Origin of the sequence: Paraburkholderia sp. (assembly GCF_047605525.1) — a bacterium.
Lineage (GTDB): Bacteria > Pseudomonadota > Gammaproteobacteria > Burkholderiales > Burkholderiaceae > Paraburkholderia.
Window position 1 is genome coordinate 167882 of sequence record NZ_JASGFN010000017.1, and the last position, 25822, is coordinate 193703.

The 25822-nt window shown below is 66.4% G+C and carries 24 protein-coding genes and 1 pseudogene; 17 read left to right on the forward strand and 8 right to left on the reverse strand.

Annotated elements, in window-relative coordinates:
• The first annotated feature begins 104 nt into the window (after positions 1–104).
• From QM685_RS24055 to QM685_RS24115, 13 genes are all read left to right on the forward strand, one after another.
• The gene (locus QM685_RS24055) at positions 105–335 is read left to right on the forward strand and encodes a hypothetical protein (RefSeq protein ID WP_415120057.1); all 231 of its coding nucleotides are present in this window, start codon (positions 105–107) and stop codon (positions 333–335) included.
• A gap of 444 nt (positions 336–779) precedes the next feature.
• Positions 780–2429, forward strand: coding sequence for a thiamine pyrophosphate-binding protein (locus tag QM685_RS24060; protein ID WP_415120059.1), 1650 nt, complete (start codon positions 780–782; stop codon positions 2427–2429).
• 108 nt (positions 2430–2537) lie between these two features.
• The gene (locus QM685_RS24065) at positions 2538–4085 is read left to right on the forward strand and encodes an AMP-binding protein (protein WP_415120061.1); all 1548 of its coding nucleotides are present in this window, start codon (positions 2538–2540) and stop codon (positions 4083–4085) included.
• 40 nt (positions 4086–4125) lie between these two features.
• Complete coding sequence (locus tag QM685_RS24070; protein WP_415120063.1) at positions 4126–5046, forward strand: SMP-30/gluconolactonase/LRE family protein; 921 nt, start codon at positions 4126–4128, stop codon at positions 5044–5046.
• Between the two features lie 70 nt (positions 5047–5116).
• Complete coding sequence (locus QM685_RS24075) at positions 5117–6283, forward strand: ABC transporter substrate-binding protein (protein ID WP_415120065.1); 1167 nt, start codon at positions 5117–5119, stop codon at positions 6281–6283.
• 7 nt (positions 6284–6290) lie between these two features.
• Positions 6291–7121: an ABC transporter ATP-binding protein gene (locus QM685_RS24080; RefSeq protein WP_415120067.1), complete on the forward strand. Its 831-nt coding sequence runs from the start codon at positions 6291–6293 to the stop codon at positions 7119–7121.
• On the forward strand, positions 7118–7843 hold the full coding sequence (locus QM685_RS24085) for an ABC transporter ATP-binding protein (protein ID WP_415120069.1): 726 nt from the start codon (positions 7118–7120) through the stop codon (positions 7841–7843). The genes QM685_RS24080 and QM685_RS24085 overlap by 4 nt, the downstream gene beginning before the upstream one ends.
• 36 nt (positions 7844–7879) lie before the next feature.
• Positions 7880–8764 carry a branched-chain amino acid ABC transporter permease gene (locus QM685_RS24090; protein ID WP_415120071.1) on the forward strand — a complete coding sequence of 295 codons (885 nt, stop codon included), beginning with the start codon at positions 7880–7882 and terminating at the stop codon, positions 8762–8764.
• 1 nt (position 8765) lies between these two features.
• Positions 8766–9629: a branched-chain amino acid ABC transporter permease gene (locus QM685_RS24095; protein ID WP_415120073.1), complete on the forward strand. Its 864-nt coding sequence runs from the start codon at positions 8766–8768 to the stop codon at positions 9627–9629.
• Between the two features lie 10 nt (positions 9630–9639).
• Positions 9640–10473 (forward strand): SDR family NAD(P)-dependent oxidoreductase, encoded by an 834-nt coding sequence (locus QM685_RS24100; RefSeq protein ID WP_415120075.1) that lies wholly within the window; start codon positions 9640–9642, stop codon positions 10471–10473.
• Positions 10474–10523: 50 nt separating this feature from the next.
• Complete coding sequence (locus tag QM685_RS24105; protein WP_415120077.1) at positions 10524–11666, forward strand: enoyl-CoA hydratase/isomerase family protein; 1143 nt, start codon at positions 10524–10526, stop codon at positions 11664–11666.
• Between the two features lie 346 nt (positions 11667–12012).
• A complete protein-coding gene (locus QM685_RS24110; RefSeq protein ID WP_415120079.1) occupies positions 12013–12897 on the forward strand; it encodes an IclR family transcriptional regulator in 885 nt (294 codons plus the stop codon).
• 51 nt (positions 12898–12948) lie between these two features.
• Complete coding sequence (locus QM685_RS24115; protein WP_415120081.1) at positions 12949–13728, forward strand: IclR family transcriptional regulator; 780 nt, start codon at positions 12949–12951, stop codon at positions 13726–13728.
• A 10-nt stretch (positions 13729–13738) separates the two neighbouring features.
• Here the strand turns inward: QM685_RS24115 and QM685_RS24120 are convergent, their stop codons facing one another.
• The 5 genes from QM685_RS24120 to QM685_RS24140 form a co-directional block, all read right to left on the reverse strand.
• Complete coding sequence (locus tag QM685_RS24120; RefSeq protein WP_415120083.1) at positions 13739–14920, reverse strand: CaiB/BaiF CoA transferase family protein; 1182 nt, start codon at positions 14918–14920, stop codon at positions 13739–13741.
• A 136-nt stretch (positions 14921–15056) separates the two neighbouring features.
• Positions 15057–17009, reverse strand: coding sequence for an AMP-binding protein (locus QM685_RS24125; RefSeq protein WP_415120085.1), 1953 nt, complete (start codon positions 17007–17009; stop codon positions 15057–15059).
• A 22-nt stretch (positions 17010–17031) separates the two neighbouring features.
• On the reverse strand, positions 17032–18240 hold the full coding sequence (locus QM685_RS24130) for an acetyl-CoA C-acetyltransferase (protein WP_415120087.1): 1209 nt from the start codon (positions 18238–18240) through the stop codon (positions 17032–17034).
• A 93-nt stretch (positions 18241–18333) separates the two neighbouring features.
• Entirely contained in the window at positions 18334–19083 is a 750-nt protein-coding gene (locus QM685_RS24135; protein ID WP_415120089.1) for an SDR family NAD(P)-dependent oxidoreductase, read from the reverse strand.
• A 23-nt stretch (positions 19084–19106) separates the two neighbouring features.
• On the reverse strand, positions 19107–19982 hold the full coding sequence (locus tag QM685_RS24140; RefSeq protein ID WP_415120091.1) for a MaoC/PaaZ C-terminal domain-containing protein: 876 nt from the start codon (positions 19980–19982) through the stop codon (positions 19107–19109).
• A gap of 247 nt (positions 19983–20229) precedes the next feature.
• On the opposite strand from QM685_RS24140, the gene QM685_RS24145 reads away from it, so the two are divergent.
• The 4 genes from QM685_RS24145 to QM685_RS24160 all read left to right on the forward strand — a co-directional run bounded on the left by QM685_RS24145 (position 20230) and on the right by QM685_RS24160 (position 23806).
• Positions 20230–21381, forward strand: coding sequence for an acyl-CoA dehydrogenase family protein (locus QM685_RS24145; RefSeq protein WP_415120093.1), 1152 nt, complete (start codon positions 20230–20232; stop codon positions 21379–21381).
• 289 nt (positions 21382–21670) lie between these two features.
• The gene (locus QM685_RS24150) at positions 21671–22507 is read left to right on the forward strand and encodes an IclR family transcriptional regulator (protein WP_415120095.1); all 837 of its coding nucleotides are present in this window, start codon (positions 21671–21673) and stop codon (positions 22505–22507) included.
• A 7-nt stretch (positions 22508–22514) separates the two neighbouring features.
• A complete protein-coding gene (locus tag QM685_RS24155) occupies positions 22515–23303 on the forward strand; it encodes an IclR family transcriptional regulator (RefSeq protein ID WP_415120097.1) in 789 nt (262 codons plus the stop codon).
• Between the two features lie 89 nt (positions 23304–23392).
• Positions 23393–23806, forward strand: coding sequence for a YybH family protein (locus tag QM685_RS24160; RefSeq protein WP_415120099.1), 414 nt, complete (start codon positions 23393–23395; stop codon positions 23804–23806).
• A gap of 52 nt (positions 23807–23858) precedes the next feature.
• Here the strand turns inward: QM685_RS24160 and QM685_RS24165 are convergent, their stop codons facing one another.
• From QM685_RS24165 to QM685_RS24175, 3 genes and pseudogenes are all read right to left on the reverse strand, one after another.
• The gene (locus QM685_RS24165) at positions 23859–24710 is read right to left on the reverse strand and encodes an HpcH/HpaI aldolase/citrate lyase family protein (protein WP_415120117.1); all 852 of its coding nucleotides are present in this window, start codon (positions 24708–24710) and stop codon (positions 23859–23861) included.
• 85 nt (positions 24711–24795) lie between these two features.
• On the reverse strand, positions 24796–25647 hold the full coding sequence (locus QM685_RS24170) for a MaoC family dehydratase N-terminal domain-containing protein (protein ID WP_415120101.1): 852 nt from the start codon (positions 25645–25647) through the stop codon (positions 24796–24798).
• A 76-nt stretch (positions 25648–25723) separates the two neighbouring features.
• Positions 25724–25822 (reverse strand): annotated as a pseudogene (locus QM685_RS24175) (electron transfer flavoprotein subunit alpha/FixB family protein); the annotation flags it as partial.

Consider the following 25822-nt stretch of genomic DNA (forward strand, 5'->3'; position numbering starts at 1 on the left):
CTCCTTCAAAGTACGGAACACGCTTGCCAGTGCCGTTGACGCCCGATTGCACGGGTCGGACGATGAACGCATGGCGCGGTACGAATATCGGGCGGGAGGCGAAAATGAATGTGACACGACAGTCATTGCGCGATGCGATGGAGCGCTGGCTGATACCGAACGGAGCGATTCCGTTTCGTGTCCGCCCGCTGCGTCGCGCGAAGTACAGACGATGCGTGAGGATCGACGCCAAAGTGCCGACCGGCGACGTCGCGATCTGCTTCTTCCAGCACGACGACGGCGCGTGGCACGTGTTCCCGCCGCTGCCGCGCCATGTGACGATGCGCGTGGCTTAGTCCACGCGCATCGCGCGCTTCTTCTTCCGGCATCGAATCACTGACTGCGTCGCATCGGCCGCAGGTCGACGACGGCACAACCAGCCGAACCCACACCAACGGCGATGTAATCGCAACTCGCCTTTATCCCCGTCTCCTCCAGTCCCGCCGCCGGCTTCCATTCCCGCCCGTGGCGTACGCCCTTTTCCTACGTGTATTCACCTGGCGTTTACACAGGCGAATCCCTGTTTACGCGCATGATTTTCAACGTACGGAAATGGCCCGTCGCCGCCGTTGCCGTGCCTGTGCGAGGTTCATAAGCTGCATCGAAACAGATCGACGCGTCATCAAGGCAGCTTCCCTGAATCTTCACGCGCGCAAATCGCGTAGCCGGCGGCCCGAAATGGAGATTGCCGGCGAACGCTGGGCGCACGTGATCCAGTCCTCTAACGAAGGAGTAACCAAATGGCTGAACTCACCGGATCGGAGATCCTGGCGAAAGCACTGCGTGCGGAAGGAACGGAACACTTTTTCTATCTGATGGGCGGTCCGATGCTGAAGGCCGAGAACTCATGCATGCGGGAGGGCATTCGCGGGATCGACGTACGGCACGAGCAGGCCGCCGCGATGATGGCCAATGCCTACGCGCGCCTGCGGCAGAAACCGGGCGTCTGCATGGCCGCGAGCGGCCCGGGTGTCATCAATCTGACGACCGGGATTGCGCATGCGCTGATCGACTGCGCGCCGGTCGTCGCGATCGGCGGCTCGAGCCCGTCCAATCTGGTCGGCCGCCAGGCGTTCCAGGAAATCGATCAGGTCGCGATCATGAAGCCGATCACGAAGTGGGCCGAGCGCATCGAGCACCTCGATCGCATTCCGGAGAAGATCAACGTCGCGTTCCAGCGCGCGATGAGCGGCAAACCCGGCCCCGTCTATCTGGACTTCCCGGCGGATCTGCTGTTCGAAACGATGGACGAGGATGCAATCGACTGGAGCTTCGCGCGACGCCCGTTGCTGGAAGCCCGTCCGATGGGCGATCCGGCGAAAATCGGCAGCCTCGTCGAGGCACTGCGCGCGGCGCGTCGTCCGATCGTCGTGTCCGGCAGCGGTGTGATCTGGTCGAAGGCATGGTCGCAGCTTCAGGCCTTCGTCGAGCGCACCGGCATGCCGTTCTTTCCGACCCCGCAGGGGCGCGGCGTGATCCCGGACGATCACGAATACGCGTATGCGGGCGCGCGTTCGCAGGCATTCGCCGAGGCCGATTTCGTGCTGATCGTCGGCACGCGGATGAACTACGTGATCGGACACGGGTTGTCGCCGCGCTTCTCGAAGAATGCGGTGATCGCGCGCATCGACATCGACGCGGATGAAATCGCGACGTCGGCGCGCGAAGTGGAAATCGGCATCGTCGGCGATTGCCGCTCGGTGCTCGAACAGTTGACATCCGCGATCGACGCAAGCGTCGATGCGGCCCGCTATGCGGAGTGGCGAAAGACCCTGGAATCACAGGATCGCGCGCGCAAGGCAACCAACGCGGAAGAGAAATACGACGCGGAGCCGATCCATCCGATCCGGTTGCTGCAGGAGATCAACGCAATCGCGCGGCGCGACGCCATCCTCGCGGTCGACGGCCAGGAGATTCTCAACTATGGACGCCAGATCATGCCGACCTTCATGCCGGGTCACCGGCTGAATTCCGGCGTGTTCGGAACGATGGGCGTGGGGCTGCCGTTCGGGCTCGGCGCGAAGATCGCGAAACCGGATACGCAGGTGATCGTCGTCCACGGCGACGGCGCCTTCGGGATGAACGGGCTGGAACTCGATACCGCGGTGCGACTGAATATTCCGGTGCTCGTCGTGATCAGCCTCAACGGCGGCTGGTCGGCCGACGAGCCGCGCGGCAAGCCGGGGCGCGATCTGGGTTATACGCGCTTCGACAAGCTCGCGGAGTCGCTCGGTTGTTACGGTGAGTTTGTCGAGCGCGTCGAGGATATCGGGCCGGCATTGCGACGCGCGCAGGCGAAAGTCGATGCGGGCATCACCGCAGTGGTCAACGTGAGAACGGACTCGCATGCGCGTTGCGCGACGCAGAAATTCACGCTGTCGATGACGTGAACGTGCCGCGCGCCTGAAGCCGCTGGCGCGGATCGATGGAATCTGGCTGACAGGTCGCGCGGCGCCGCAATCGGCGCGGTCGGCGCGATCTCGGACGAGGACGATTAAATGCGAGTGCAATGCGAAATCGAACAGTTGATTCGTGAGCGGGTGCGAGTGCATCCCGACACGGTCTGGCTGAAGTTCAAGGACGACCGGTATGCGTGGCGGCAGGCGCTGTCGCTGATGCAGCGGGCGGCCAACGGACTGTTGAAGGCCGGTGTGCGGCCGGGCGATCGCGTGGCGATCATGGCACGCAACCGGCCGGAGTTCCTGTGGGCCTATTTCGGCAGCCTGTTCATCGGCGCGGGGTTCGTGCCGATGAACCGGTGGCAGCGCGGTGCGGCGCTCACGCACATGGTCAACGACTCCGGCGTCAAGGTGATCGTCTATGACGAGGATTTGCGTGAAACCGTCGCCGGGCTCGCCGGCGCATGTCCGAAGTTGACGACCGCGATCGTGTTCGGCGAAGCGGTCGACGGCGAGATCGGCTTCGACGATCTGATGCGCGCGCCTGACGTCGAACCCGACGTCGAGGTCGTCACGCCGAGCGCGCCGGTCGACCTGCTTTATACGTCCGGCACGACCGGCGCGCCGAAGGGCGTCGCGTCGACCGACTATGAACAGCACCTGGCGCCTTTGCGGGACGCGATCGGTTTGCGGGCCGGCGAGACGTTCTATTCGTGCATGCCGCTGTTTCATGGCAGCGGGCTGTTCCTCGGCGCGGTCGCCACGATTCGCACGGATGGCGTGTTTGCGATGGGCGACGCATTCAGCGCGAGCCAGTTCTGGGACGAGATCCGACGACACGGTGCGGTCGCCACGCAACTGTTCAGTTCGATGTTTTCGATTCTGCTCAAGCAGCCGTTGAAATCGGCGGATGCGGATAACCCGATACGCACCGTGCTGTCGGTCGGCTGCCCGACGTCGATCTGGCGCGAGTTCGAGAAGCGCTTCGACGTGCATATCGCGGAGTTCTACGGGATGTCGGATGCGGTCGGCTGGTCGGTCAATACCGACGGCCGGGTCGGCTCGGCCGGGCGCCCGGCGGCCGGCGCGGAGTTCCGCATCGTCGATGCGGACGACAACGTGCTGCCGCCCGACGAGTTCGGAGAAATCGTGTTCCGTCATCCCGCCGGCCAACTCACGCACTACAACAACTTGCCGGAGGTGACGGCCCACGCGTATCGCGGCGGCTGGTTCCACACCGGGGATCTCGGCAAGATCGATGCCGAAGGCTACCTGTATTTTGCCGGCCGGCTGAAGGAGGCGATCCGGCGGCGCGGCGAGAACATCACCGCATGGGAGGTCGCGAGCGTGATCGACCAGCATCCGAAAGTTCAGGAGAGCGCGGTGTTCGGCGTGCCGTCCGAGTATGGCGAGGAAGAGGTGATGGCGGCGATCGTGCCGCAGTCCGGCGAGATGCCGACTCCCGAGGAAATCATGGATTTCTGCCAGGGACGGGTGGCGTACTACGCGATGCCGCGCTTCATCGACATCGTCGACGCGCTTCCGAAAACGAGCACGCAGAAAGTTCAGATCGCGGTGCTCAAACAACGCGGCCCGACGGCCGGCACCTGGGATCGCGAGCGCGTCGGTTTCGTCGTGAAGCGCTGAGGTTCGACGGTGACATCCAATCGACCAGGAGAGCAGGACGATGGAATTGAAAGAAATTGCGAGTGACCTGAAGTTTCCCGAAGGGCCGCTGGCGATGGAGAACGGCGATTTCCTGATCTGCGAGGTGGCGGGCGGCACGATCCGCCGTGTCGGCCGGGACGGCAAGGTGTCGCTGCTCGCGGAACCGGGCGGCGCGCCGAGCGGGCTCGCATTCGGCCCGGACGGCTACTGCTACGTCTGCAACGGCGGCATCGGCGATTTCCAGCAGCAGAACGGCCGCCTGCTGCCGCACTTCGCACCGGCGGTGCCGCCGAGAGGCAGTATCCAGCGACTCGACGTGGAAACCGGAAAGATCGAGCCGCTCTATACGGAATGCGACGGGCGGCCGCTGATTGCGCCGAACGATCTCGTGATCGACGCGCACGGCGGGATCTGGTTCACCGATCACGGCAAGGTTCGCCGCGACGATCGCGATCACGGCGCACTGTATTACGCGAAGACGGACGGTTCGCTGATCAGGCGCATGATCGCGCCGCTGCTCGGCCCGAACGGTGTTGCGTTGTCGCCCGACGGAGCGCGCGTCTACGTCGCCGAGACGCCGACCGCGCGGGTGTGGCGCTTCGATCTGGCGGGTCCCGGCGAGATCGCGCGCTCACCCGAGGCCGTGCTCGGCAGTCGCGGCCATCTGCTGGCCGGGCTCGGCGGCTGGCAATGGCTCGACTCGATGAAAGTCGACGCCGAAGGCTGGGTCTGCGTCGCCACGCTGTTCAATGGCGGCATCACCGCGATCTCGCCCGACGGCAGGCAGATCGAGCACCATGCGATGCCCGACAGGTTCACGACCAATCTCGCGTTCGGCGGCGCGGACCTGCGGACCGCCTTCATCGTGCTGTCGTCGCTCGGCAAGATCGTCGCGGCGCGCTGGCCGCGGCCCGGGCTCAGGCTGAATCACGCGCGCTGAACCAGCGGGCAACGTGGACACGATGCCGGACGAAAGCGCCGGCACGCAAACACGCAGACAGGAGACACGCATGAACAGGATGACTTTTCCGATTCGCCAGGCACGCCGCCGACTGTCCGTCATGGCGGTCGTGGCCGCCGCCTTCCTCTATTCGGCCGGCGCGACGGCGGCCGACATCGTCATCGGCTGTCCGCTTTCGCTGACCGGCCCGGCCGGTGGGATCGGTGTCGACGTCCAGCACGGCGCGCAGGTTGCCGTCGACGAGGTCAACGCCGCGGGCGGCGTGCTCGGCCGCAAGCTCAGGCTCGACGTGCAGGACACGACCGGCGCGCCCGCGCAGGCGGTTCAACTGTTCGGCGGCTACGCGCGCAATCCGGACGTGGTCGCGATCCTCGGGCCGATCAACGCGGCGGAACTCGGCGCGGTCACGAATCTCGCGGCGGCCAGCAAGCTCGTCATCCTCGCGCCGGCATCGAGCGGCTCGGTTCCGGGCGTGCCGAACCTGAAATTCAACGACTGGACCTTCCGCCTGAATCAGGCGATGCCGACCGTGCTCGGGCCGCTGCTCGATTCGGTCGTCGCGGCGAAAGGCGCGAAGTCGGTGTCGATTCTCACCTACAGCGACAACGCGGCCTACGTGGACGCCGGCAACCTGTGGCAGAAGGCCGCCGAAACGAAGGGGGTGAAGGTCCAGCGCATTGCGTTTCCGTCGTCGACCCAGGACTATGCCGCGATCGTCACGCAGATCCAGCGCTCGTCGGATCTGCTCGTGATCGGGGCGCTGTCCGCAACGGACGGCCCGCTGGTTCGCGCGATCCGGCAGGCCGGCCTCACGACTCCCATCGTCGGCGACGCGAGCATCGTGACGTCGTCGGTGTACGTGGTGTCGAAAGGGGCGAGCAAAGGGGTGTACTCGTACAGCAGCTATGTCGACGGCTCGGGTGGCGCCGCGTCGGCGTTCGCTGCCGCGTTCAGGAAATCCTTCGGGGCCGCGCCGAGCGCGCTCGCGTCGTACGGCTATGAAGCAATCAGGCTGATGGTGAACGCGATGAAGACCCGCAACGAGGTGAGCCGCCAGGCGGTGCGCGACGGGCTCGGCGCGACGAAGGACTATCAGGGCGTGACGGGCGCGATCACCTACGCCGGCCGGGGCGACGCGATCCGCAAGACCGTGCCGCTCGTGGAGGTGATGGACGGCGGCGCGCTGAAGAAGATCGCGGACATTCCGCTGGAGTGATGCATTCATGAGCGCATCGACTACCACCAGCGACGCACCCGGACGCGGCCCGCTTCTCAGCGTCGAGCAGGTCCGGCTCAGTTTCGGCGGCGTGAAGGCGCTGGCCGGCGTGGATTTCGACGTCAGGGCGGGCGAGATCGTCGGCTTGCTCGGGCCGAACGGCTCGGGCAAGAGCACGCTCGTCAACGTGATCACGCGCATGGTCGATCCGGACGCCGGGCGCGTGACATTCGACGGTGCGGATATCACGCACGTGCGGCCGTATCGCGTCGCGGACCGTGGTATCGGCCGCACTTATCAGCGCGTGCGCCTGACCGAGGAACTGACCCTTCGCGAAAACGCCGCCGCCGGCATGCTGTTCCGCTATCAGCGCCGGTTCGGTGCGCTGACGCGTCTGTGGTTCGATGCGCGCGCGTCGAACCACGCCGCGTGCGCGGCTGCCGACGAAGTGCTCGACCTGATGAAGGTGCCCGAATCGTTGCGCGCGAGCTTGCCGAAGGCGGTGCCGTTTTCCATGCAGCGCCGCACGGAAATCGCGCGGGCGCTGGTCGCGTCACCGAAACTCGTGCTGCTCGACGAACCGGCGGCCGGCATGAATCCGGCCGAGGTCGACGAGTTCGCGACGCTGCTGACGGCGGCCAATCGCCGCTTCGGTGTCGCGATCGTGCTGATCGAGCACAACATGGATTTCGTGATGCGCATGGTCGAGCGCATCACGGTGATCAATCGCGGCGCGCGGATCGCATGCGGCACGACCGACGAGGTTCGAAACGATCCGGCCGTGATCGAAGCCTATCTGGGCGCGCGGCGGGAAGCGAAGGGAGCGACGCACGTATGAACAGCAGCCCGCTTGACCTGCGCCTGTCGAACGTGAGCGTGCGATATGGGGCCGTGGCCGCGCTCGATGCCGTGTCGATCGAGGTACGGCGTGGCGAGATCGTGACGATTCTGGGCGCGAACGGCGCCGGCAAGACCACCCTGATGCGAGCGATTACCGGGCTGGTACCGCTCGTCGGCGGCGAGATTCATCTCGACGGCCGGCGCCTCGACGGACTGGCGCCGCACCGGATCGCGCGCGAGGGAATCGGCGTGGTGCCGGAAGGGCGCAAGGTCTATGCGCGCCTGAGCGTGCGCGAGAACCTGCTGATGGGCAGCCGGCTTTCGCGCTCGACGGTGCCGGAGCACGCGCGGCTCGAACAGGTGCTCGGGCGGTTTCCGGCGCTGCGTACTCGCATGAACGAATCCGGCGCGCTGCTGAGCGGCGGCGAGCAGCAGATGGTCGCGCTGGGCCGCGCATTGATGACGACGCCGAAAGTGCTGTTGATGGACGAACCCTCGCTCGGGCTCGCGCCGATGATGATCGACGAGGTCTTTCGCGTGATCGGCGAGTTGCGCGAGTCGGGCGTGACGATTCTGCTCGTCGAGCAGAACGCGACGATGGCGCTCGATATCGCGGATCGCGCGTACGTGCTGCAAACCGGCAAACTGGTGGCGAGCGGCACGGCCGCCGGGCTGAGGCACGCGTCGACCGTGGCCGACGCGTATCTGGGTGTGATCTAGGGTCTGCCTATACCCCCACGAATCGGGAGAAACGCCTTGGAACTCCTTCTCGGTCAACTGGTGAACGGTTTGACGATCGGCTCCACCTACGCGCTCGTCGCGCTCGGCATCGTGCTGATTTTTTCGGTCCTCGACGTGTTGAGTATCGCGCAAGGACAGATCTTCATCGCGGCCGCGTATGCGGGCTTCGTGTGGTTCCATCGCGCGGTGTCGCCCGACCTGCTGTTGTGCGCGGCCTTCGTGATTCTGGTGTCGATCGTGATCGGCGTCGTGGTGGAGCGCGTGGCGATTCGCCCGGCGTTGCACGGCGGGCACCGCGCGACGCTGATCACGACCATCGGTGTCGGGCTGATTCTGTCGAACGGCGTGCAGATTCTCGCGGGTCCGGACGCGCAACCGGTCGCCAACGATGCGGCGGCGGCGTCGCTGTTCCACGTCGGCAACGTGGACGTCAGCGTGATTTCGGCTGCGTCGGTCGGGGTGCTCGCGATCGGCTTCCTGTTGCTGAAGTACTTCACGGAGCGAACCCGCGCCGGCTCGCTGGTGCGGGCGGTCGCGGAGGACGCGGAAACGGCGTCGGCGATGGGCGTGAACGTGCGCCGCGTGCGTTCGGCGACATTTGCGGGCGGCTGCGCGCTGGCCGGCCTCGCCGCCGTGCTGCTCGGCCTCAAATACGGCAACCTGACGCCCAGTCTCGGCGCGACCTTCAGCCTGACCGCGCTGACGGCCGCGATCATCGGCGGGGCGAGCCGTGTCGAGGGCGCCGTGCTCGTGTCGTTCGCGCTCGGGATCCTCGAAACGATGACGACCGCCTACCTCGGCGCCGATTACGTGATGCTGGTGCAGTTCACGTTCTTCTTCGTGATCCTTCTGGCGTTGCCGGAAGGCATCTTCAGGCGGACATACCGGAGGGCGGGCTGAGATGCTTTTCATCGACTGGAATCATTTGCTGATCCTGATCGCGATCAACGGCGTTGCCGCGCTCGGTTACTACGTGACGCTGTCTTCCGGACAACTGTCCATCGGGCATGGCGCATTGTTCGCCCTCGGCGGCTATGTCGCGGCGCTCACCGCGCTGCACTGCGACGCGCCCGCCGTCGTGTACCTGCTTGCCGGAGGGCTCGGCGGCGCGGTGCCCGGCTACCTGCTTTCGCTCGTCACGCTTCGTTTGCGCGATATCTACTTCGCGGTCGCCACGTTCGGTTTCGGCGGCGCGGTCGTCGAGCTGATCGGCCATCTGGATTTCTTCAACGGGCAGTTCGGGCTCGGCGGCGTCGCGATGTACACCACGCTGCCGCTCGCGCTCGGGACGTTGGCGTGCGCCGTCTTCATGGTGTGGCGCTGGGACCGGTCGCTCAACTATCCGCTGGCCGCCGCCACGCGCTTCGATCCCGACGTCGCGCTGGTGCTCGGCATCGACGTGCGGGCGATCCGCCGCGCGACGTTCGCGCTCGGCGCGGGGACGGTCGGTGTCGCCGGTGCGCTCTACGTCGGCAGCACCACGATCATCACGCCGCAGGACGGCAGCTTCGAAATCAGCCTCGCGCTGCTGTTGATGGTCGTGATCGGCGGTACGCGATCGTGGCGCGGCCCCGTGCTGGGCGCGATCCTGTGGACGCTGTTGCCGGAGTTGCTGAGATTCGCGAGCACGTGGCGGCTGGTGCTGTTCGGCGCGGTCGCGATCGTGCTGATGGCGGTGCGCCCGCAGGGCATCGTCGGCCGCTCGCGCGTGCGCGGCGCCGGACGGGAACATCCGGCGACGTCAGAGGCGCTGTCGCGGCATTGAGGGCTGGTTCATGTCAAAAGAGCTTCGATCGTTCTGCAATCTGGAGGGCCGGGTCGCGGTGGTGTTCGGCTGCGCGACCGGAATCGGCGCCGCGTCGGCGCGCCGGCTTGCCGAACGCGGCGCGCGCGTCGTGCTGGCAGATATCGACGAGGCCCGCGTGACGGATACGGCCGCGCATATCGCGCGGGCGGGCGGAGAGGCAGTGCCCGTGTGCTGCGACGTTCGTGACGAGGCGCGGATCGCGGCCGCGATCCGCATGGCGGTCGACCGCTTCGGCCGCCTCGACATCGTCCACAACAACGCGGCCGCGATGCACCTGGTCTCCAGCGACAAGGACGTCTGCTCGCTGACGGCGGAACTCTGGGATCAGACGATGCAGGTGAACGCACGCGGCCAGATGATCGCATGCAAGCATGCGATCGGGCCGATGCTCGCGAGCGGCGGCGGCAGCATCGTCAATACGTCTTCGCTGTCGGGCATCGCCGGGGAGCTGACGTCGACCGCTTACGGCGCGTCGAAGGCCGCGATCAACCAGTTGACGCGCGCGGTCGCTACCCAGTACGGCGCGCGGCGGATTCGCTGCAATGCGGTGCTGCCCGGCCTGATCCAGTTCGATGGCGAGCGGCCCGCCGGCCGCGGCTTGCCGGCGGCGCTGCGCGAGTCGCTCAAGCGACATCAACTGACACCGGAGCCGGGGCGCGCGGACGACGTTGCGAATGCGGTTGCGTTTCTCGTCAGCGACGAGGCGCGGTTCATTACCGGGCAACTGCTGGTCGTCGACGGCGGGATGAGTGCGCATCAGCCGTTCTATGCCGACATGCGGGATCTGCTCGACGCCGTATGACCCAGCTTCCGCGCATCGATCCATGTTCCCGACAACAGAGCGATCCGAATATGTCTGTCTTTGAACCCGACGATGAACCGCTGCATGCGGTGGTCGAAAACGGCATTGGATTCATCGTGCTGAATCGGCCGAAGGTACTCAACGCGCTGTCGCTGCCGATGATCCGCGCGATGCGTGCCGCACTCGATCAATGGCGGGAACGTACGGATGTGCGGGCCGTCGTGGTGTCCAGTTCGGCCGCCCGCGCATTCTGCGCGGGCGCGGACGTGCGGTTTCTGTACGACGCGTCGATGCGCGGAGACGTAGCCGCAATCGGCGCCTACTTCACCGAAGAGTACGCGCTCGACCACACGATATTCCGCTACCCGAAGCCCTACATCGCGCTGATGAACGGCGTCGTGATGGGCGGCGGCATGGGCATTGCGCAGGGCGCGCGTTGCACGGGCGGGCTGCGGGTCGTGACCGGCGCCACGCGGATGGCGATGCCCGAAACGCGCATCGGCCTGTTCGTCGACGTCGGCGCGGGATGGTTCCTGTCGCGCACGCCCGGTGCCATCGGCCGCTATCTGGCGGTGACCGGCGTGACCATCGGCGCTCGCGATGCGCTGTACGCGGGACTCGCGGACATCCGCATCGACGCCGACGAGGTGCCGGTACTGCTCGACCGGTTGCGGGCCGAAACATTCAGGGACGGCGCGGACGTGGTGGCGTTCGTGCGCCGGCTGGCGGACCGGCCGGATCGTATCGCGGGCGCCGACCTCAACGCTGGCCTTGGCTTCGTCGCGCTGCCGGTCGCGCGACCGTGGATCGACCGGCATTTCGGCCAACGCGACGTCGCGTCGATCGTCGCGTCGCTCGAGGCGGAATCGGACCCCGCCGCGAAGGCATGGGCCGACGAGACGATCGGCGTGATGCGGGGGCGCTCGCCGCTGTCGATGGCGGTGTCGCTCGAAGTCGTCGCGCGAGGCGGCGGCACGATGGCGGACTGCCTGCGGCGCGATCTCGACCTGACCCATTCGACGTTCGCGCGCGGCGATGTCGTCGAAGGCGTGCGCGCGCGGATCATCGACAAGGACGATGCGCCGGTATGGCGGATCGGCCGCATCGAGGACGTGAGCGTGGCCGACGTCGAGCACATGTTCGTCAGCCCGTGGCCGGCGCACGCGCATCCGTTGCGTCATCTCGAGGACTGACCCGACGAACACGGGCCTATTCCGAAGCACGGAACAGGCTGCCGTTTCCAATTGCCATTCGGGTGATTTCGCCATTCAATATCCAGCAAAACGAAGATGATCTCAGGAGACATATCTGTTCCCTATGGCGAGCCATTGGAACGGGAGCTTGAATCCCGCGAAGTCCCGCGATCACGCGATATCCCACACGAAAGAATCACGACGGACGAAGCGCTCGTCACCTCGGGCATGAGCCGCGCACGCGCCATCGCGGTCGGGCGGCCGTCTTTCATGGCGGCTGCGTGGTCATGACGCGAGTGATCGCGTTGCCCATCGGACCAAAGGCATCGCGCCAAAGGAGGACTCCATGCAAACCGCGCTTAGCCGCGACGCGCAACACCAGGGCGACGCGCCCGCGCTGCGTCGAAGCGCAGCCGTTGCGGCAGGCACGCGCCCCGCGGCTCGCGACGCCGCCGTCGAACCCGACGTAATGGTGATGCCGCTCGCGCGAGGCTTGTCGATACTGTCGGCGTTCGGCCAGCAGAAGGCGTGGCTCGGCAATCAGGACATTGCGCTCGCGACCGGCATTCCGATGCCGACCGTGTCCAGGCTGCTGCATTCGCTGGTGGCGCTCGGCTATCTATGGCACGACGAGGCGCGCCGCAAGTATTGCCTCGCGGCCGCCGCGCTGTCGCTCGGTTATGCGGCGGCCGCCGATTCCGACGTCCAGCAGGTCGCGGGCGCCGCGATGGAAGAACTGGCCGAGGCCACCGATACCTACGTGTTGCTCGGCACGCGCGAGCAACTCGACGTGATCGTCCTCGAGACGCGCGTCGCGCGCCGCACGGTGCTGGATCTGCGCTTTCCGCCGGGTACGCGCATGCAGATCGCGTCGTCGCTGATGGGCTGGGCGCTGCTGGCGGCGCTGCCGGAAGCAGAGCGCTGTTACCTGCAGACCGGCATCGAGCGGCGCGCGGTCCACAACTGGACCCTGGTGCGGCGGCGCATGACCGAGAAGATCGCGCAGGTGCACGACCTCGGATTCTGCATGCTGCGCGGTGAATGGGAGCCGGGGCTGGCCTGCGTGGCCGCGCCGGTTTGCATACCCGAACATCCGCCGTTCGTGCTCGCCTGCGTCACGCGTGCGACGTGCAAGACCCCGACGCACATCGAGCGCGAGCTGGGGCTGCGGCTGGTCGCGACGACGCGGGCGTTGCGCCGGTCCCTGTCCACCGGGACCGAGGCCGCATAGCGGGCGTTGCCGTTCCGGCAGTTTGCATTGCACCGTCCGTCAGGAGTCGACATGTCAGAATGCGTCCCGGTCACGATGACCCTCGAGCGCGGCTTGCAGGTGCTTCGAGCCTTCCGGGCCGAGCGCGCGGCATTGACCAACGGCGAGCTGGCCCGCATGACCGGGCTGTCCCGCGCGACCGTCTCGCGTCTTACGACGACGTTGATTCACGCGGGCTTCATTCGACGGGTCGCGGGCGGGCGACAGTTCGAGCTCGCTTCGGGCGCGTTCGGCATCGGGCAGGCGTTTCTTGCGACCAATCCGGTTGCGCACCGCGCGCATCCGGTCATGCAGCGCATGGCCGACCGGCTCGACGTGTCGATCGCGCTGGCGGTGCCGGACCATCTCGACATGCTGTATATCGCCCATTGCGCCAGTGCGCGGATCGCGACGTTGCGCATGGGCGTCGGAAAGCTGCTGCCGATGGGTGTCACGGCGATCGGGCGGGCATGGCTCTGGGGGCTGCCGGGCGACGAGCGGCACAGGTACGTTCAGTTGCTGGCGGACGCGGCCGGGCCGCGCGCCGGGCAGATGAAAACCGGCATTGCCGCGGCGTTCGAGGATTTACGCCAATCCGGCGTTTGCATGTCGTTCGGCGAGTATCAGCGCAACGTCTACGGTATCGCGTTGCCGGTCAGGATAGGGCGAACCGGGACGCTGATGTCGCTGAGCTGTGGCGGGGCCGAGTTGCAGCCGGATATCGCAGCGATCAGAGACCGCGTGATACCGATGCTCAAGGCGGCGGCGGTCGAATTGACGGAGCGCCTGAGCGAGGTTCGCTACGATCTGTAGCGCGGCCCGCTCAGACGATCTTCCGTGCTCTCAGATCGGCGATCGTCGCGGCATCGAAACCGAGGCCTGCCAGGATTTCATCCGTGTGTTCTCCCGTCAGCGGCGGCCGGGTGCGGATTTCCGGCGGCGTACGCGACAGTGAAACCGGCGTCGCGAAAATAGGCACCTTCTTCGGCGCGCCGGGGTAGTCCATCCAGCGGATCACGTCGGACGCCTTGATGGTTTCGTCCTCGAGCGCCTGGCGCGGCGAGTTGACGGGGCTCGCCGGAATCCGCGCCTGCTCCAGGGTGGCCAATGCCTCGGCCAGGGTTTTGTCCGCGCACCATTCGCTCATGAGATTGCTCAGGAACTCGCCATTCTCGCCACGCAGCGTATCGTCGGCGAAACGCGGATCGTCGAGCAATTCCGGCCGGCCCACGAGTTGCGTCCAGCGCTTGAACATGGGGCGGCCGATGACCTGGGTGATGAACCAGCCATCTTTGGCCTTGAAGATATCGGAGGGCGCGTAGCCGGACGCGCGGTTCAGCGTCGCCTCGCGATCGAGTCCCAGCAATGCTTCTTCGATCAATGCGCCACTGGCGAGGTTGAGGCCGGTGCAAAGCAGCGAGGCGCTGACTTCCTGACCCATGCCGCTGCGCTGGCGTTCGTACAGCGCCAGCATCACACCGAGCGCGCAGGAGAAGGCCGTGGCGAAGTCCACCACCGGTACCATCGCCTTTTGCGGCCGGTCCGGCGTACCCGCGATATGCACGGCGCCGCTCAGGGCCTGGCCGACACCGTCGAAACCCACGCGGTCGCGCACCGCCTCGCTGTTGCCGAAAGCATTGGACGCGACGAGGATGATGTCGGGCCTGATTTCGCGCAGGCTTTCGTAATCCAGCCCCAGGCTTTTGAGCGTGCGCGGCGGCATGTTGGCGATCACCACGTCGGCGCCGCGGACCAGCTTGCGCACGATGTCGCGACCCTCGGGACTGTCCAGATCCAGCGTTATCGAGCGCTTGTTGCGGTTGACCTGCAGGAACAGCGCGCCTTCGCCCTGTTCGGTCACGGGCACGATGAAGCGGTCTTCGCCGCCGCCGACACGGTCGATGCGGATGACGTCGGCGCCATAGTCGGCCAGCAGCGCGGAGCAGAACGGCCCGGCGATGAAGCGGCCGAAATCGAGAACCTTGATGCCTTCGAGTACTTTCATGTTTGTTTGCGTATAAGTCGGCCGCATGCGAGATCGATGAGCACTCATGCGGCCATTCCGATTGCGCTTCACGCGAGCGCACCCGTTGTATGGCTCGAGCCGATCGGTGCCGGCCCGGGGCAGGACTCCATGCGACTCAGGTGGCGGTTGCCGCCGCGCGCACTTCGTCGATGGCGGCGGGATTGTCCAGCGACGACAGGTCGCCTGGCGGCAGCCCGCAATACACGCTGCGAATCACGCGCCGCATGATCTTGGAGCTGCGCGTTTTCGGCAGTTGCTCGACCACATGCACGCGGCCGGGCCGGAACGGGCGTCCGAGGCGCTGGTCGACGTGACCGGAAACGATGGCCTCCAGATCCGCGCCCGCGACGTGCGCATCGGGCTTGGGGACGACGAAGACCACCAGCTTCTGGCCCTTGTCGGCATCCGCCACGCCGATCGCGGCCGCTTCGGCCACCGCGGGCAACTCCAGCACGACCTCTTCGACCTCGGCCGGCCCGAGGCGCTTGCCGGCGACCTTGAGCGTGTCGTCGGAGCGGCCCATCATGAAGTAGTTGCCGTCGCGCGTGCGCAGCGCCAGGTCGCCATGCACCCAGACGCCCGGAATGGTCTGCCAGTAGGTCTCCAGATAGCGTTTGTCGTCGCGCCAGAACGATTGCGTCATGCCCACGAAGGGCGCCCGGATCGCCAGTTCACCCACTTCGCCGGTTACGCTGCGGCCATCGGCGTCGACCACGTCCGCGGCGACGCCCGGCGACACGGTGTTGAAGCCGCTCGGCGGAATCGGACGGATCGGCACGCTCGCGAGCAGCGCGCCCGATGCCTCGGTGCCGCCCGTGTAATTGATGACGGGTGCCGTGCCGTCGCCGAAGCGCTGCAGGAACCAGTTGAAATGCTCGGGCGCGATGCCTTCGCCCGCCGTGATCAGCAGACGCACTGTGGAGCGGTCGCCCTCGAGCGCCAGTTCCTCGTGGCTGGCCATCCCGCGGATCAACGTGGGGGCCGAGCCGAAGTGCGTGACGCGGTGCCGTTCGACCACGCGCGACATGCGCGACCAGTCGGGATAATCGGGCGCGCCGTCGTAGCACACCAGCGTCGCGCCGCGCAGCAGCGCGCAGCCCAGCACCAGCGTGCCGGCGATCCAGCCCATGTCGGCGGGCCAGCAATAGACGTCGCCGGGATGCACGTCGAAGTGGATCAGCGAGTCGTGCGCGATCTTGATCGGGAAGCTGCCGTGCGTATGCACGACGCCCTTGGGCTTGCCCGTGGTGCCCGACGTAAAGATCACCATGAAAGGCGTATCGGGCGTGACCGACACGGCGGCGCTGCCGTGGCCCTGGGCCGCGGTCGCGGTTTCCTGCCAGTCGAGATCGCGCGCATCCTGCACGGTGTCGCCTTCGCCGCGCTTCCAGATCACGTGTTCGAGCAGCGGCAACTGGCGCCATGCGTCGCGCAGCGCGCCCTGTACGTCCACGCGTTTAGTCCGGCGCGAAAAGCCGGTGGAAGCGATCACCATGCGCGCTTCGGCGGCCGCGAGACGGGCCACGATCGCATCGACGCCGAAGCCGCTGAACAGTGGCACGACCAGCGCGCCGAGATGCACGATGGCCAGCAGCGAGATGGTCGCCTCGATGCCGTTTTCCATCAGGAGGCCGATGCGGTCGCCCTGTCCGACGCCGTGCCGCGCGAGTCCCGCGGTGAAATCGCCGACGCGCTGCTCCAGTTCCGCATAGGTCAGCGTGTTGACGCTGCCGTCCTCGCGTTCGGCCACCACGGCCTTTTGCCCCGCCGTGGCGGGACGCCGGGCCCACGCATAGATGGTGTTGACCCAGTTGAGCCTGCCACCGGGGAACCAGCCGGGAAACTGCGGACCGCGCGACAGGTTCACATAGCCGCGCGGCGGCTCGTCCCAGGCGATCGCGCATTCGCGCATCACGGTGTTCCAGTAGCGCTCGGGCTCCGCGATCGACACGCGCAGCAGCTCGTCATACGACGGCACGTCCAGCGCGCGCATCAGCTTCACGACGCCGGCGTTTTGCAGCTCGCGCTGGCCCGGTTGCCACGCATTGCCGGATTCATGGTTGCTCATCTTCGGTCTCCTGCCTTGTCTGTCATGCGGCGCGTTCGACGATCATCGCGATGCCCTGGCCGCCGCCGATGCACATCGTCTCGAGTCCATAGCGGGCCTTGCGGCGCTGCATTTCATGCAGCAGCGTACTCATGATGCGTACGCCCGTCGCGCCCACCGGGTGGCCGAGCGAGATGCCCGAGCCGTTCACGTTGAGCCTGTCGTCGAGCGCTTCCAGCGAGCTGCCCCAGCCCGCGACGCAGGCCAGCGCCTGGCACGCGAAGGCTTCGTTGAGCTCGATCAGGTCCATCTGGTCGAACTTCAGGCCGGTGCGCGCCAGCACCTTGCGCACGGCGGGCACGGGACCGATGCCCATGCGCGCGGGGTCGCAGCCGGCCGCAGCCCAGCCGACCAGCCAACCGATCGGCGTGAGACCCAGTTCGTCGAGCTTGTCCTCGGCCACGATCAGGCAGGCCGCGGCGGCGTCGTTCTGCTGGCACGCATTGCCCGCGGTGACGACGCCGTCTTTCATGATGGTGCGCAGCCGCGCCAGGCTCTCGGGCGTCGTCTCGCCGCGCACGCCTTCATCCTGCCTGACCACCAGCGCATCGCCCTTGCGCTGCGGGACGGAAACGGGAACGATCTCGGCATCGAAATAGCCGGCTTGCTGCGCGGCGGCGGCGCGCTGGTGGCTGCGCGCGGCGAAACGATCGGAGGCGTCGCGCGTGATGCGATATTCGCGCGCCAGCGTCTCGGCGGTTTCGATCATGCCGCTGATGCGGCCGAAGCGGCTTTCCGGCTGCGAGCGCTCACGGCCCCGGTCGAGCCGGTCGTGCATCGTGACCGAGCCCGCGCGCTTGCCCCAGCGCATGTCGGTGGTATAGAACTCGACGTTGCTCATGCTTTCGACGCCGCCGGCCATCACCACGTCGGCCGCGCCGGTCTGCACCATCATCGCGGCCGTGGCCAGCGCCTGCACGCCGCCGCCGCAGCGCCGGTCCAACTGCATGCCCGCCACCTCGATCGGAAAGCCCGCCTGCAACGCCACCCAGCGCCCGGTGCACGGCGTCTCGCCGCTCGCGTAGCTCTGCGCGAAGACCACGTCGTCGATGCGCGCGGGGTCGAGCCCGCTGCGCTCCACCACGGCGCGCGCGACGGTGGCGCCGAGTTCCTCGACGGGAACACCCTTCAACGCTCCGCCGAACGCGCCCACGGGGGTGCGCAGCGGGGAGACGATGGCTGCTCGTTTCATTTCGAATGCCTCTTGACTGTCATGAATATGCCGCCGCCATCGCTCGTCTGTCACGCGCTGGCAGCTATCGTTACTCGTCGTGCCGCCGCCGGATCAGCCGTAGCGTCCGCCGGTGACGTGCAGCACTTCACCGCTGATGAAGCCGGCGCGTTCGCTGGCGAGGAAGGCCACCGCGTCGGCAATGTCGTCGGGTCGCCCCACGCGCTTGATCGGCTGGGCGGCCACCGCGCGTTCCTTGATCGTTTCGTAGGTCGGCAGGGCCTGCACCATTTCCGTTTCCATGAAGCCGGGCGCCACGCAGTTCGCGGTGATGCCGTAGCGGCCTTCTTCCATCGACAGCGCTTTGGCCATGCCGATCAGGCCGGCCTTGGCGGCCGAGTAGTTGGCCTGGGTGGGGTTGCCCAGATACGCGCGCGAGCTGATGTTGATGAGGCGGCCCCAGCCCTGCTCGATGAAGTGCGGCATCACGGCCCGCGCGGCCAGAAACGCGCCCTTGAGCATCACCGTCATGACGAAGTCCCAGTCGTCTTCGCTCATCTTCACCAGGTACTTGTCGCGCGGCGCGCCGGCGTTGTTCACCAGAATGTGCACGCCGCCGAAGTGGGCGACGGTTTCATCGACGAGGCGCCGCACGTCGGCTTCGCGGGTGATGTCGCCCACGATGCAATGCGCCGCGAGGCCGTCGTTCTGTAGCGAGGCGGCGGTGGCTTGCGCCAGTTCGGCGTTGATGTCGGTGATGACGACCTGCGCGCCTTCCTGCGCGAGCCGGCGCGCCGTGGCGGCGCCCAGGCCGCGTGCCGAACCGGTGACGATGGCGACTTTGCCGGTCAAACCCAGATCCATGTGTGTCTCCTGAAGAATTGCGATCAGCGCAGATCGACCCGCGCGTTAGTCAAAACCACCACGTTGCGCTCCACGGCCGTGACCCGCAGCGAAACCGTGCCGTCGCGCACCCACATCTCGGTGCGCAATGTGTCGCCGGGCCATGCCGGCGCGGTAAAGCGCACGCGCATGCCCGCAAAGCGCGTGTCGTCGTAGTCCAGCACCGTGCGCAGCACGGCGTGCGCGGCCACGCCCATCAGGGCCATGCCGTGCAGAATGGGGCGCGCAAAGCCCGCGGCCGCCGCGACGGACGGGTCCGCATGCAGGGGATTCAGGTCGCCGCTCAGGCGATAGATCAGCGCCAGTTGCGCGGGCGTGGCCAGATCGCATACCTGGTCCGGCTCGCCCTCGGGCATCGCATGGGGCGCGGGCGGCGCGCCTGCGCTGCCGCCCGCGCCAAAGCCGCCGTCGCCGCGCAACAGGCTCAGTTGCACCACGGTAGCCAGCAGGCGGCCTGTTTCGGCATCGGTGATGTCGCGCGTCTGCTGGAGAAACGCACCCTTGCTTTCGCCCTTGTCCCACAGGCCGGTGATACGCGTCGTGCCCTTGACGCGGCCGCTGGCCGGCAAGGGCGCGTGAATCCTGATCTCCTGCTCGGCGTGCAGGATCTTTTGCCAGTTGATGCCCGTGTCCGCTTCGCGCGCCCAGAAGCCCGGATACGCGAGCACGTTCGCCATGGTCGGCAGCGCGCGCAGCGACTGACCATCCTTGCCTTCGTAGACGTAACGCAATTGCCCCGCGTCGAGCGGATCGGTTCCGAGACCCACGCCGAGGGCGTAAAGCTGGGTATCGCGCGGCGAGTACGCATGCTCGATGGGCGGAAAGAAGCGGGACAGCAGGTAATCGGGTTGCAGCGGCATGGCAAACGTGTCGGCGGTGGGTTCGAGTTCGTACGATGGAACCGCGGCGATAGCAGGTCAACGGATCGACGAACACTGTTCCGTACCTTGGCAGATGCATGGGACGCTCCGTTCGCCGGCGCCGGCATCAGCCTCGCCGGCGCGATTTCATCCTTCGGAACAAGGGCGGCGAAGCGATTGCGTTGCAGCGGCTGCCGGGGGCAGCATCGGGTCGTTTTCTTTTCTTTACCTTTTCAGGCGTACCGACATGATTCGCGATCAAGAAACGCTCAACGGCCTGCTCGATTCCATTGCCCGCTTCGTGCGCGAGCGCCTCGTGCCCAACGAGGAACGGGTTGCCGAAACCGACGAGATTCCCGCGGACATCGTCGCCGACATGAAGGCAATGGGTCTGTTCGGCCTCACCATTCCCGAGCGCTTCGGAGGTCTCGAGCTGACCATGGAGGAAGAGGTGCTGGCGGTGTTCGAGCTGTGCCGCGCTTCACCCGTATTTCGTTCGCTGCTGGGCACCACCGTGGGCATCGGCTCGCAGGGCATCCTGTTCGACGGCACCCCCGAGCAGCAGGAGAAGTACCTGCCGCGCCTCGCGACCGGCGAACTGATCGCCTCCTTTGCGCTGACCGAACCGGAAGCCGGTTCCGACGCGGCATCGCTTCGCACCACCGCCGTCAGGGACGGCGACGACTACGTGGTCAACGGCACCAAGCGCTTCATCACGAATGCGCCTCAGGCGGGCATCTTCACGCTGATGGCCCGCACCAATCCGGACGACAAGGGCTCGGGCGGCATTTCCGCTTTTATCGTCGACGCCGATACGCCCGGCATCAGCTTCGGCAAGCGCGACAGGAAGATGGGGCAGAGAGGCGCGCATACCTGCGACGTGATCTTCGAGGGCGTGCGCGTGCCGGCTGCCAATCTGATCGGCGGCAAGGAAGGCCAGGGCTTCAAGACGGCGATGAAAGTGCTGGACAAGGGACGCATCCACGTCGCCGCGGTATGCGTGGCCGTGGCCGAGCGCATGTTGTCGATGGCGTTGTCGTATGCGATGGAGCGCAAGCAGTTCGGCAAGCCGATCGCCGATTTTCAGCTCGTCCAGGCCATGCTGGCCGACAGCAAGGCGGAAATCTATGCGGCCCGCTGCATGGTGGTGGATGCCGCGCGCCGGCGCGACGACAAACTGCCCGTCAGTACCGAGGCATCTTGCGCGAAGCTGTTCGCGTCGGAAATGTGTGGTCGCGTGGCCGATCGCGCGGTGCAGATTTTCGGTGGCGCGGGCTACATGGCCGAATACGGTATCGAGCGCTTCTATCGCGATGTACGCCTGTTCCGTATCTACGAAGGCACGACCCAGATTCAGCAACTGGTGATCGCCCGCAATCTGATACGCGACGCCCGATAAGCTGTCGTGTTGCCATGTACTCGATCCGACGTTCCGTACCTTGACTGATCGGGGGCAGGTGTTCTTTCCCGGAATGCCCGAGACCGTACCGATCGGGGCACTGATTCCGTTGCCGCCATCATTTCAAAGTACGGAAGGAGTCCACGCTGCGAATTGACTCGTTTCCACCGCGCTCGTGTAATGCCAGACATCGGAAGTACCGGTGATGCGAGTCATCGCCTCTTTCAGGGCTAAATCGAGACAAACGGAGCAGTCGATGTCGCCACAGTCAAATCGGACAGCGCCGCCCTTGTCAGCGCAGGCAGGCGCGAGCTGGCGGGGTGCGTCGAGCGCGGACAGCGAGCGTGCGGACGGCCGGCCCGCATCTCGCGCGATGGTCGTTCCGTTGGCGCGGAGCCTCGAGATACTGTCCGCGTTTTCGCCGCACGAGCCGTGGCTCGGCAATCAGGAACTCGTGATCGAAACCGGCATCCCCGCGCCGACGATGTCGCGGATGCTCCGCTCGCTCGTTGCGCTCGGCTATCTTCATCATTGCCCGCAGCGCCGCAAGTATCGGCTTGCCGCGCCCGTGCTGTCGCTCGGCTACGCCGCGATCGCGCATTCCAACGTGCAGATGCTTGCGCGGCTCGAAATGCAGGCGTTTGCGAACGCCAACGAAACCTATGTGATGCTCGGCACGCGCGACCGTCTCGACGTGATCGTGCTGGAAACGTGCGCGAGCAAGCCGGCCTCGGTCGATCTTCGTCTGTATGCGGGCACGCGCCTGCGCATCGCGTCGTCGCCGATGGGTTGGGCGCTGCTTGCCGCATTGCCGGAACTCGAACGCTTCTATCTGCTCGGCAACATCGAACGCAAGGCGGGACGCGACTGGCCCGCGCTGCGCCGCCGTATCGGCGAAGGCATTTCCCAGTTGCATAACGTCGGCTATTGCATGTCGCTCGGCGAATGGGAGCCGGACCTGACGATTCTCGCGGTGCCGCTGGTCGTTGCGGATCACACGCCGCTCGTGCTTGCCTGTGTTGGGCGCAGCGCCCGGCTGGGGCGGGCGCGGGTCGAACGGGAACTCGGGCCGAGGCTGGTCGCGGCGGCACAGCACCTGCAGGAGCAGGCAGCCATTATCGACTGACGCGAACATGAACAGGACCGGCAAGCAAAACGGCGTGACGCTGACCGTCGAACGTGGACTGAAGGTACTCCATGCGTTCCGCGCGGCCCGCGCGCCATTGTCCAACGCGGAGCTGGTGCGGCGCACCGGTCTCGCGAAGGCGACGGTATCGCGTCTGACGACGACCCTGATCTCGATCGGCTATCTGCGCAGGGTCGCCGGAGGGAGCCAGTTCGAACTCAGCGCCGGTGCATTGAGCATCGGTCACGCGTATCTGGAGGCGAATCCCGTCACGCGGCTGGCCGCGCCCGTGATGCAGGAGCTCGCGGACAAGCTGCATCTGTCGGTTGCGCTGGCGGTGCCGCATCGACTCGACATGGTGTATATCGCGTGGCGAGCGAGTTCGAAGATCGCCACGCTGCGCCTCGGCGTCGGTTCGCTGTTGCCGATGGCGTCGACCGCGGTGGGGCGCGCCTATCTGCATGCGCTGCCGGATGCGGTGCGCGAGCCATTGATCGCCGAGTTGCTCGAAGCGGCCGGTGACGAAGCGGAGACGGTCCGCGAAAACCTCGACGCGGCGTTCGACGATCTGACGCAATCGGGGGTATGCATGTCGGTCGGCGAATATCAACGCAACGCGTATGGCATTGCATTGCCGATCGAAGTCGGCCGAACCCGCACGTTGATGGCGCTCAATTGCGGAGCGGTGGAACTGGAGCCGGACATGACCGCAATCCGTCGGCGCGTGGCTCCTCAATTGAAAGCTGCCGCGCGGACGCTGTCCGCTATCCTGAGCGACGTCGATTGCGAGCCTTGAGCGCCGGGTCGCGCAATCGACGCATGGATCGATCGGTCACGAAACCGGCAACGATAGCTTGCGGTTTGAGAAACGAGGAGAAGAACAGGATGTCTGCAGCGAGCGACATTTGCGGCCCCGCGCTGGCCGTCGTGCAGGCCGCGTGGAATGCGGCCGCGCGAGACTGGAATCCGGATGCGCTGGCCGACGTGTACACGGAGAATGCGCTGTTCTTCGGCGGCAGGCCGGGCCACGCCGCCGGACATGATGCGATTCGCGAATACTTTGCGTCGTACGACGATGTGATCAGGTCCGCTACGCTGGACCTGGTGGAGCAGCATTTCATCCCGCTCGGCGACGACTGCTTTCTCGCGCAGGGCTACGGTGAATTCCTGTTCGTGCTCGGTGACGGCAAAACGTCCCGCTCGCGTTTGCGCACGACCCTCGTGATCGCGGCGCGGCATGGCGAATGGAAGATCCGCCAGCATCATTTCTCGACTTCGCCGGACGTGCCGCCGGTCTAGATGAATTCACGCGAGCCGGGTGAACCAGCGGCAGTCGGGCAGCGCAACGCGATCATCGTCGCGTGCGTTCGACAATCGCCTCGGCTGCGCGAATGACCGGGAGATCCACCATGCGGCCGTCCAGGCGGAAAGCCGCGCCGCCGTGTTTCGCGGCTTCTTCGATCACCCGGTGTGCCCAGGCCTTCTCGTCCTCGGTATCGCCCATGACCTCGTTCACGCCGACGACCTGATTCGGATGGATGCAGAGCTTGCCGCCAAAACCGAACGCGCGCGCGCGCCGGGTGTCGGCCGCGAGGCGCTCGGCGTCGTCGGTGCGGGTGGTCACGCCGTCGATCGGCGCAGGCAACCCGGCGCGCCGCGAGGCGGCCACCAGGGCATTGCGCGCAAAGGCCAGCTCCGGTTCATCGGGTGAAGCGCGCATGCCCAGGTCGAGCTGGAAGTCGAGATGACCGAAGGCGAGCCGCACCACCTGAGGGGCGCTCGCCAGCGCGTTGGCCGCATCCAGCCCGGCCAGCGATTCGATCAGCGCGATCAGGCGCGCGTGCCGGCCGAGCTGGTCCGCGACGTGGCGCAACGCGTCCGCATCCTCGGATTTGGGCAGCATCACGGTGACGTCCTGGTGGGTCCAGTCGCGCAGCAGCGCGATGTCCGCTTCGTGCCACGGTGTGCCGATCGCGTTCACGCGCACGACGGTGCGCGCGCGTTGCCCGGGCGTCATTAGCGGGAGATGCTGCGCGAGTTGCGCGCGAGCGCTGTCCTTGCTATCGACGCCGACAGCGTCTTCGAGGTCGATGATGATGCAATCGGCTTCCGAAGCCAGCGCTTTGGCAAACCGCTCGGGCCTGCTGGCAGGCGTGAACAGAAAACTGCGTGCGTGATGTACCGGGGAGAGGAGTATGGACATGGTTCGGATCGCGCCGGCGGCGCGCAATGGTGGGATATCGGCCTCGATGCGCGCGATCACGCGCGCGGCGTGCAGGCTTACGCCGCTATGCCAGTTCGGCGCTGGCCTGCATGGCCAACTGGCCTTGCGGGCCGCGTGCCCACAGGCGCGCGGTATGACTTTCGAGCCTGCCGTTCACCGTGAACGGCGCGGTGTCGAACAACGGACTGGCCGCCTTGAACTCGAAGCCGCGAATGATCCTGTCGGGATGCGCGCGGCGCAGTTCTTCCATGAGCAGCATGGCGATCAGCGGACCATGCACCACCAGGCCAGGATAGCCTTCTTCCTGCATCGCGTAGGGCCGGTCGTAGTGGATCCGGTGGCCGTTGAAGGTGAGTGCGGAGAAGCGCATCAGCAGTACCGGATCGGGGGTGATGAGCCGGGAGTACTGCTCGTCGGCCGGTGCCGGCTGGGACGCCGGTGCGCCGGCTGCGCCGGGCGGCGGCGCGTCGCGATACACGATGTCCTGCTCTTCGCGGATCGCGACGCCTCGAGCGTCGCTGATTTCATGCAGCACGGTCACGAAGACCAGTTGGCCACTGCGGCCGGACTTGCCCTGTACGCTGCTGATCGTGGAGCGGCGCTGCACGGGCGCATCCACGTCCACGGGACGCAGGAACCGCAGCCGCCCGCCGGCCCACATGCGGCGCGGCAACGTGACGGGCGGCAGGAAGCCGCCACGCCTGGGGTGGCCGTCGACGCCGAGGTTGGACAGGCGCTCGCCGGGCAGAAAGTACAGCCAGTGCCACAGCGGCGGCAGCGTAGTGGGCAGCGCGGACGCCTGCGCGTAGTCCAGCGTGGCCTGCAGCAGACGGATGGGAGCGTGGGTAATCCGGTCCGCGCTGTCCTCGCTGCGGCCGACCCAGGCATCGAAGGATTCGGGAGTCTCGGGATTCATGTCGTTTCGCGCTCGATGATTGAAAAGTCAGGCAGGCTGCAGGCGCTTACAGGAGTTAGCCCTTGCAGCCGCCCTGTCAGAGTGCTTCGACAAGTGCCGGTACGACGGTGAAGAGATCGTCGACGAGACCGTAATCCGCCACGCTGAAAATCGGCGCTTCTTCGTCCTTGTTGAT

What these genes read in the sequence shown, in the direction of transcription:
- QM685_RS24140 (WP_415120091.1), bottom strand. Translation starts at nt 19,982, where the DNA reads ATGCCGCTGCAACCCGATTACCTGCTGTCCCGCTTCTTTCCGCCCATC.
- QM685_RS24130 (WP_415120087.1), bottom strand. Translation starts at nt 18,240, where the DNA reads ATGAAACGAGCAGCCATCGTCTCCCCGCTGCGCACCCCCGTGGGCGCG.
- QM685_RS24105 (WP_415120077.1), top strand. Translation starts at nt 10,524, where the DNA reads ATGTCTGTCTTTGAACCCGACGATGAACCGCTGCATGCGGTGGTCGAA.
- QM685_RS24110 (WP_415120079.1), top strand. Translation starts at nt 12,013, where the DNA reads ATGCAAACCGCGCTTAGCCGCGACGCGCAACACCAGGGCGACGCGCCC.
- QM685_RS24155 (WP_415120097.1), top strand. Translation starts at nt 22,515, where the DNA reads ATGAACAGGACCGGCAAGCAAAACGGCGTGACGCTGACCGTCGAACGT.
- QM685_RS24135 (WP_415120089.1), bottom strand. Translation starts at nt 19,083, where the DNA reads ATGGATCTGGGTTTGACCGGCAAAGTCGCCATCGTCACCGGTTCGGCA.
- QM685_RS24075 (WP_415120065.1), top strand. Translation starts at nt 5,117, where the DNA reads ATGAACAGGATGACTTTTCCGATTCGCCAGGCACGCCGCCGACTGTCC.
- QM685_RS24080 (WP_415120067.1), top strand. Translation starts at nt 6,291, where the DNA reads ATGAGCGCATCGACTACCACCAGCGACGCACCCGGACGCGGCCCGCTT.
- QM685_RS24145 (WP_415120093.1), top strand. Translation starts at nt 20,230, where the DNA reads ATGATTCGCGATCAAGAAACGCTCAACGGCCTGCTCGATTCCATTGCC.
- QM685_RS24160 (WP_415120099.1), top strand. Translation starts at nt 23,393, where the DNA reads ATGTCTGCAGCGAGCGACATTTGCGGCCCCGCGCTGGCCGTCGTGCAG.
- QM685_RS24095 (WP_415120073.1), top strand. Translation starts at nt 8,766, where the DNA reads ATGCTTTTCATCGACTGGAATCATTTGCTGATCCTGATCGCGATCAAC.
- QM685_RS24165 (WP_415120117.1), bottom strand. Translation starts at nt 24,710, where the DNA reads ATGTCCATACTCCTCTCCCCGGTACATCACGCACGCAGTTTTCTGTTC.
- QM685_RS24170 (WP_415120101.1), bottom strand. Translation starts at nt 25,647, where the DNA reads ATGAATCCCGAGACTCCCGAATCCTTCGATGCCTGGGTCGGCCGCAGC.
- QM685_RS24085 (WP_415120069.1), top strand. Translation starts at nt 7,118, where the DNA reads ATGAACAGCAGCCCGCTTGACCTGCGCCTGTCGAACGTGAGCGTGCGA.
- QM685_RS24055 (WP_415120057.1), top strand. Translation starts at nt 105, where the DNA reads ATGAATGTGACACGACAGTCATTGCGCGATGCGATGGAGCGCTGGCTG.
- QM685_RS24120 (WP_415120083.1), bottom strand. Translation starts at nt 14,920, where the DNA reads ATGAAAGTACTCGAAGGCATCAAGGTTCTCGATTTCGGCCGCTTCATC.
- QM685_RS24070 (WP_415120063.1), top strand. Translation starts at nt 4,126, where the DNA reads ATGGAATTGAAAGAAATTGCGAGTGACCTGAAGTTTCCCGAAGGGCCG.
- QM685_RS24100 (WP_415120075.1), top strand. Translation starts at nt 9,640, where the DNA reads ATGTCAAAAGAGCTTCGATCGTTCTGCAATCTGGAGGGCCGGGTCGCG.
- QM685_RS24060 (WP_415120059.1), top strand. Translation starts at nt 780, where the DNA reads ATGGCTGAACTCACCGGATCGGAGATCCTGGCGAAAGCACTGCGTGCG.
- QM685_RS24125 (WP_415120085.1), bottom strand. Translation starts at nt 17,009, where the DNA reads ATGAGCAACCATGAATCCGGCAATGCGTGGCAACCGGGCCAGCGCGAG.
- QM685_RS24065 (WP_415120061.1), top strand. Translation starts at nt 2,538, where the DNA reads ATGCGAGTGCAATGCGAAATCGAACAGTTGATTCGTGAGCGGGTGCGA.
- QM685_RS24115 (WP_415120081.1), top strand. Translation starts at nt 12,949, where the DNA reads ATGTCAGAATGCGTCCCGGTCACGATGACCCTCGAGCGCGGCTTGCAG.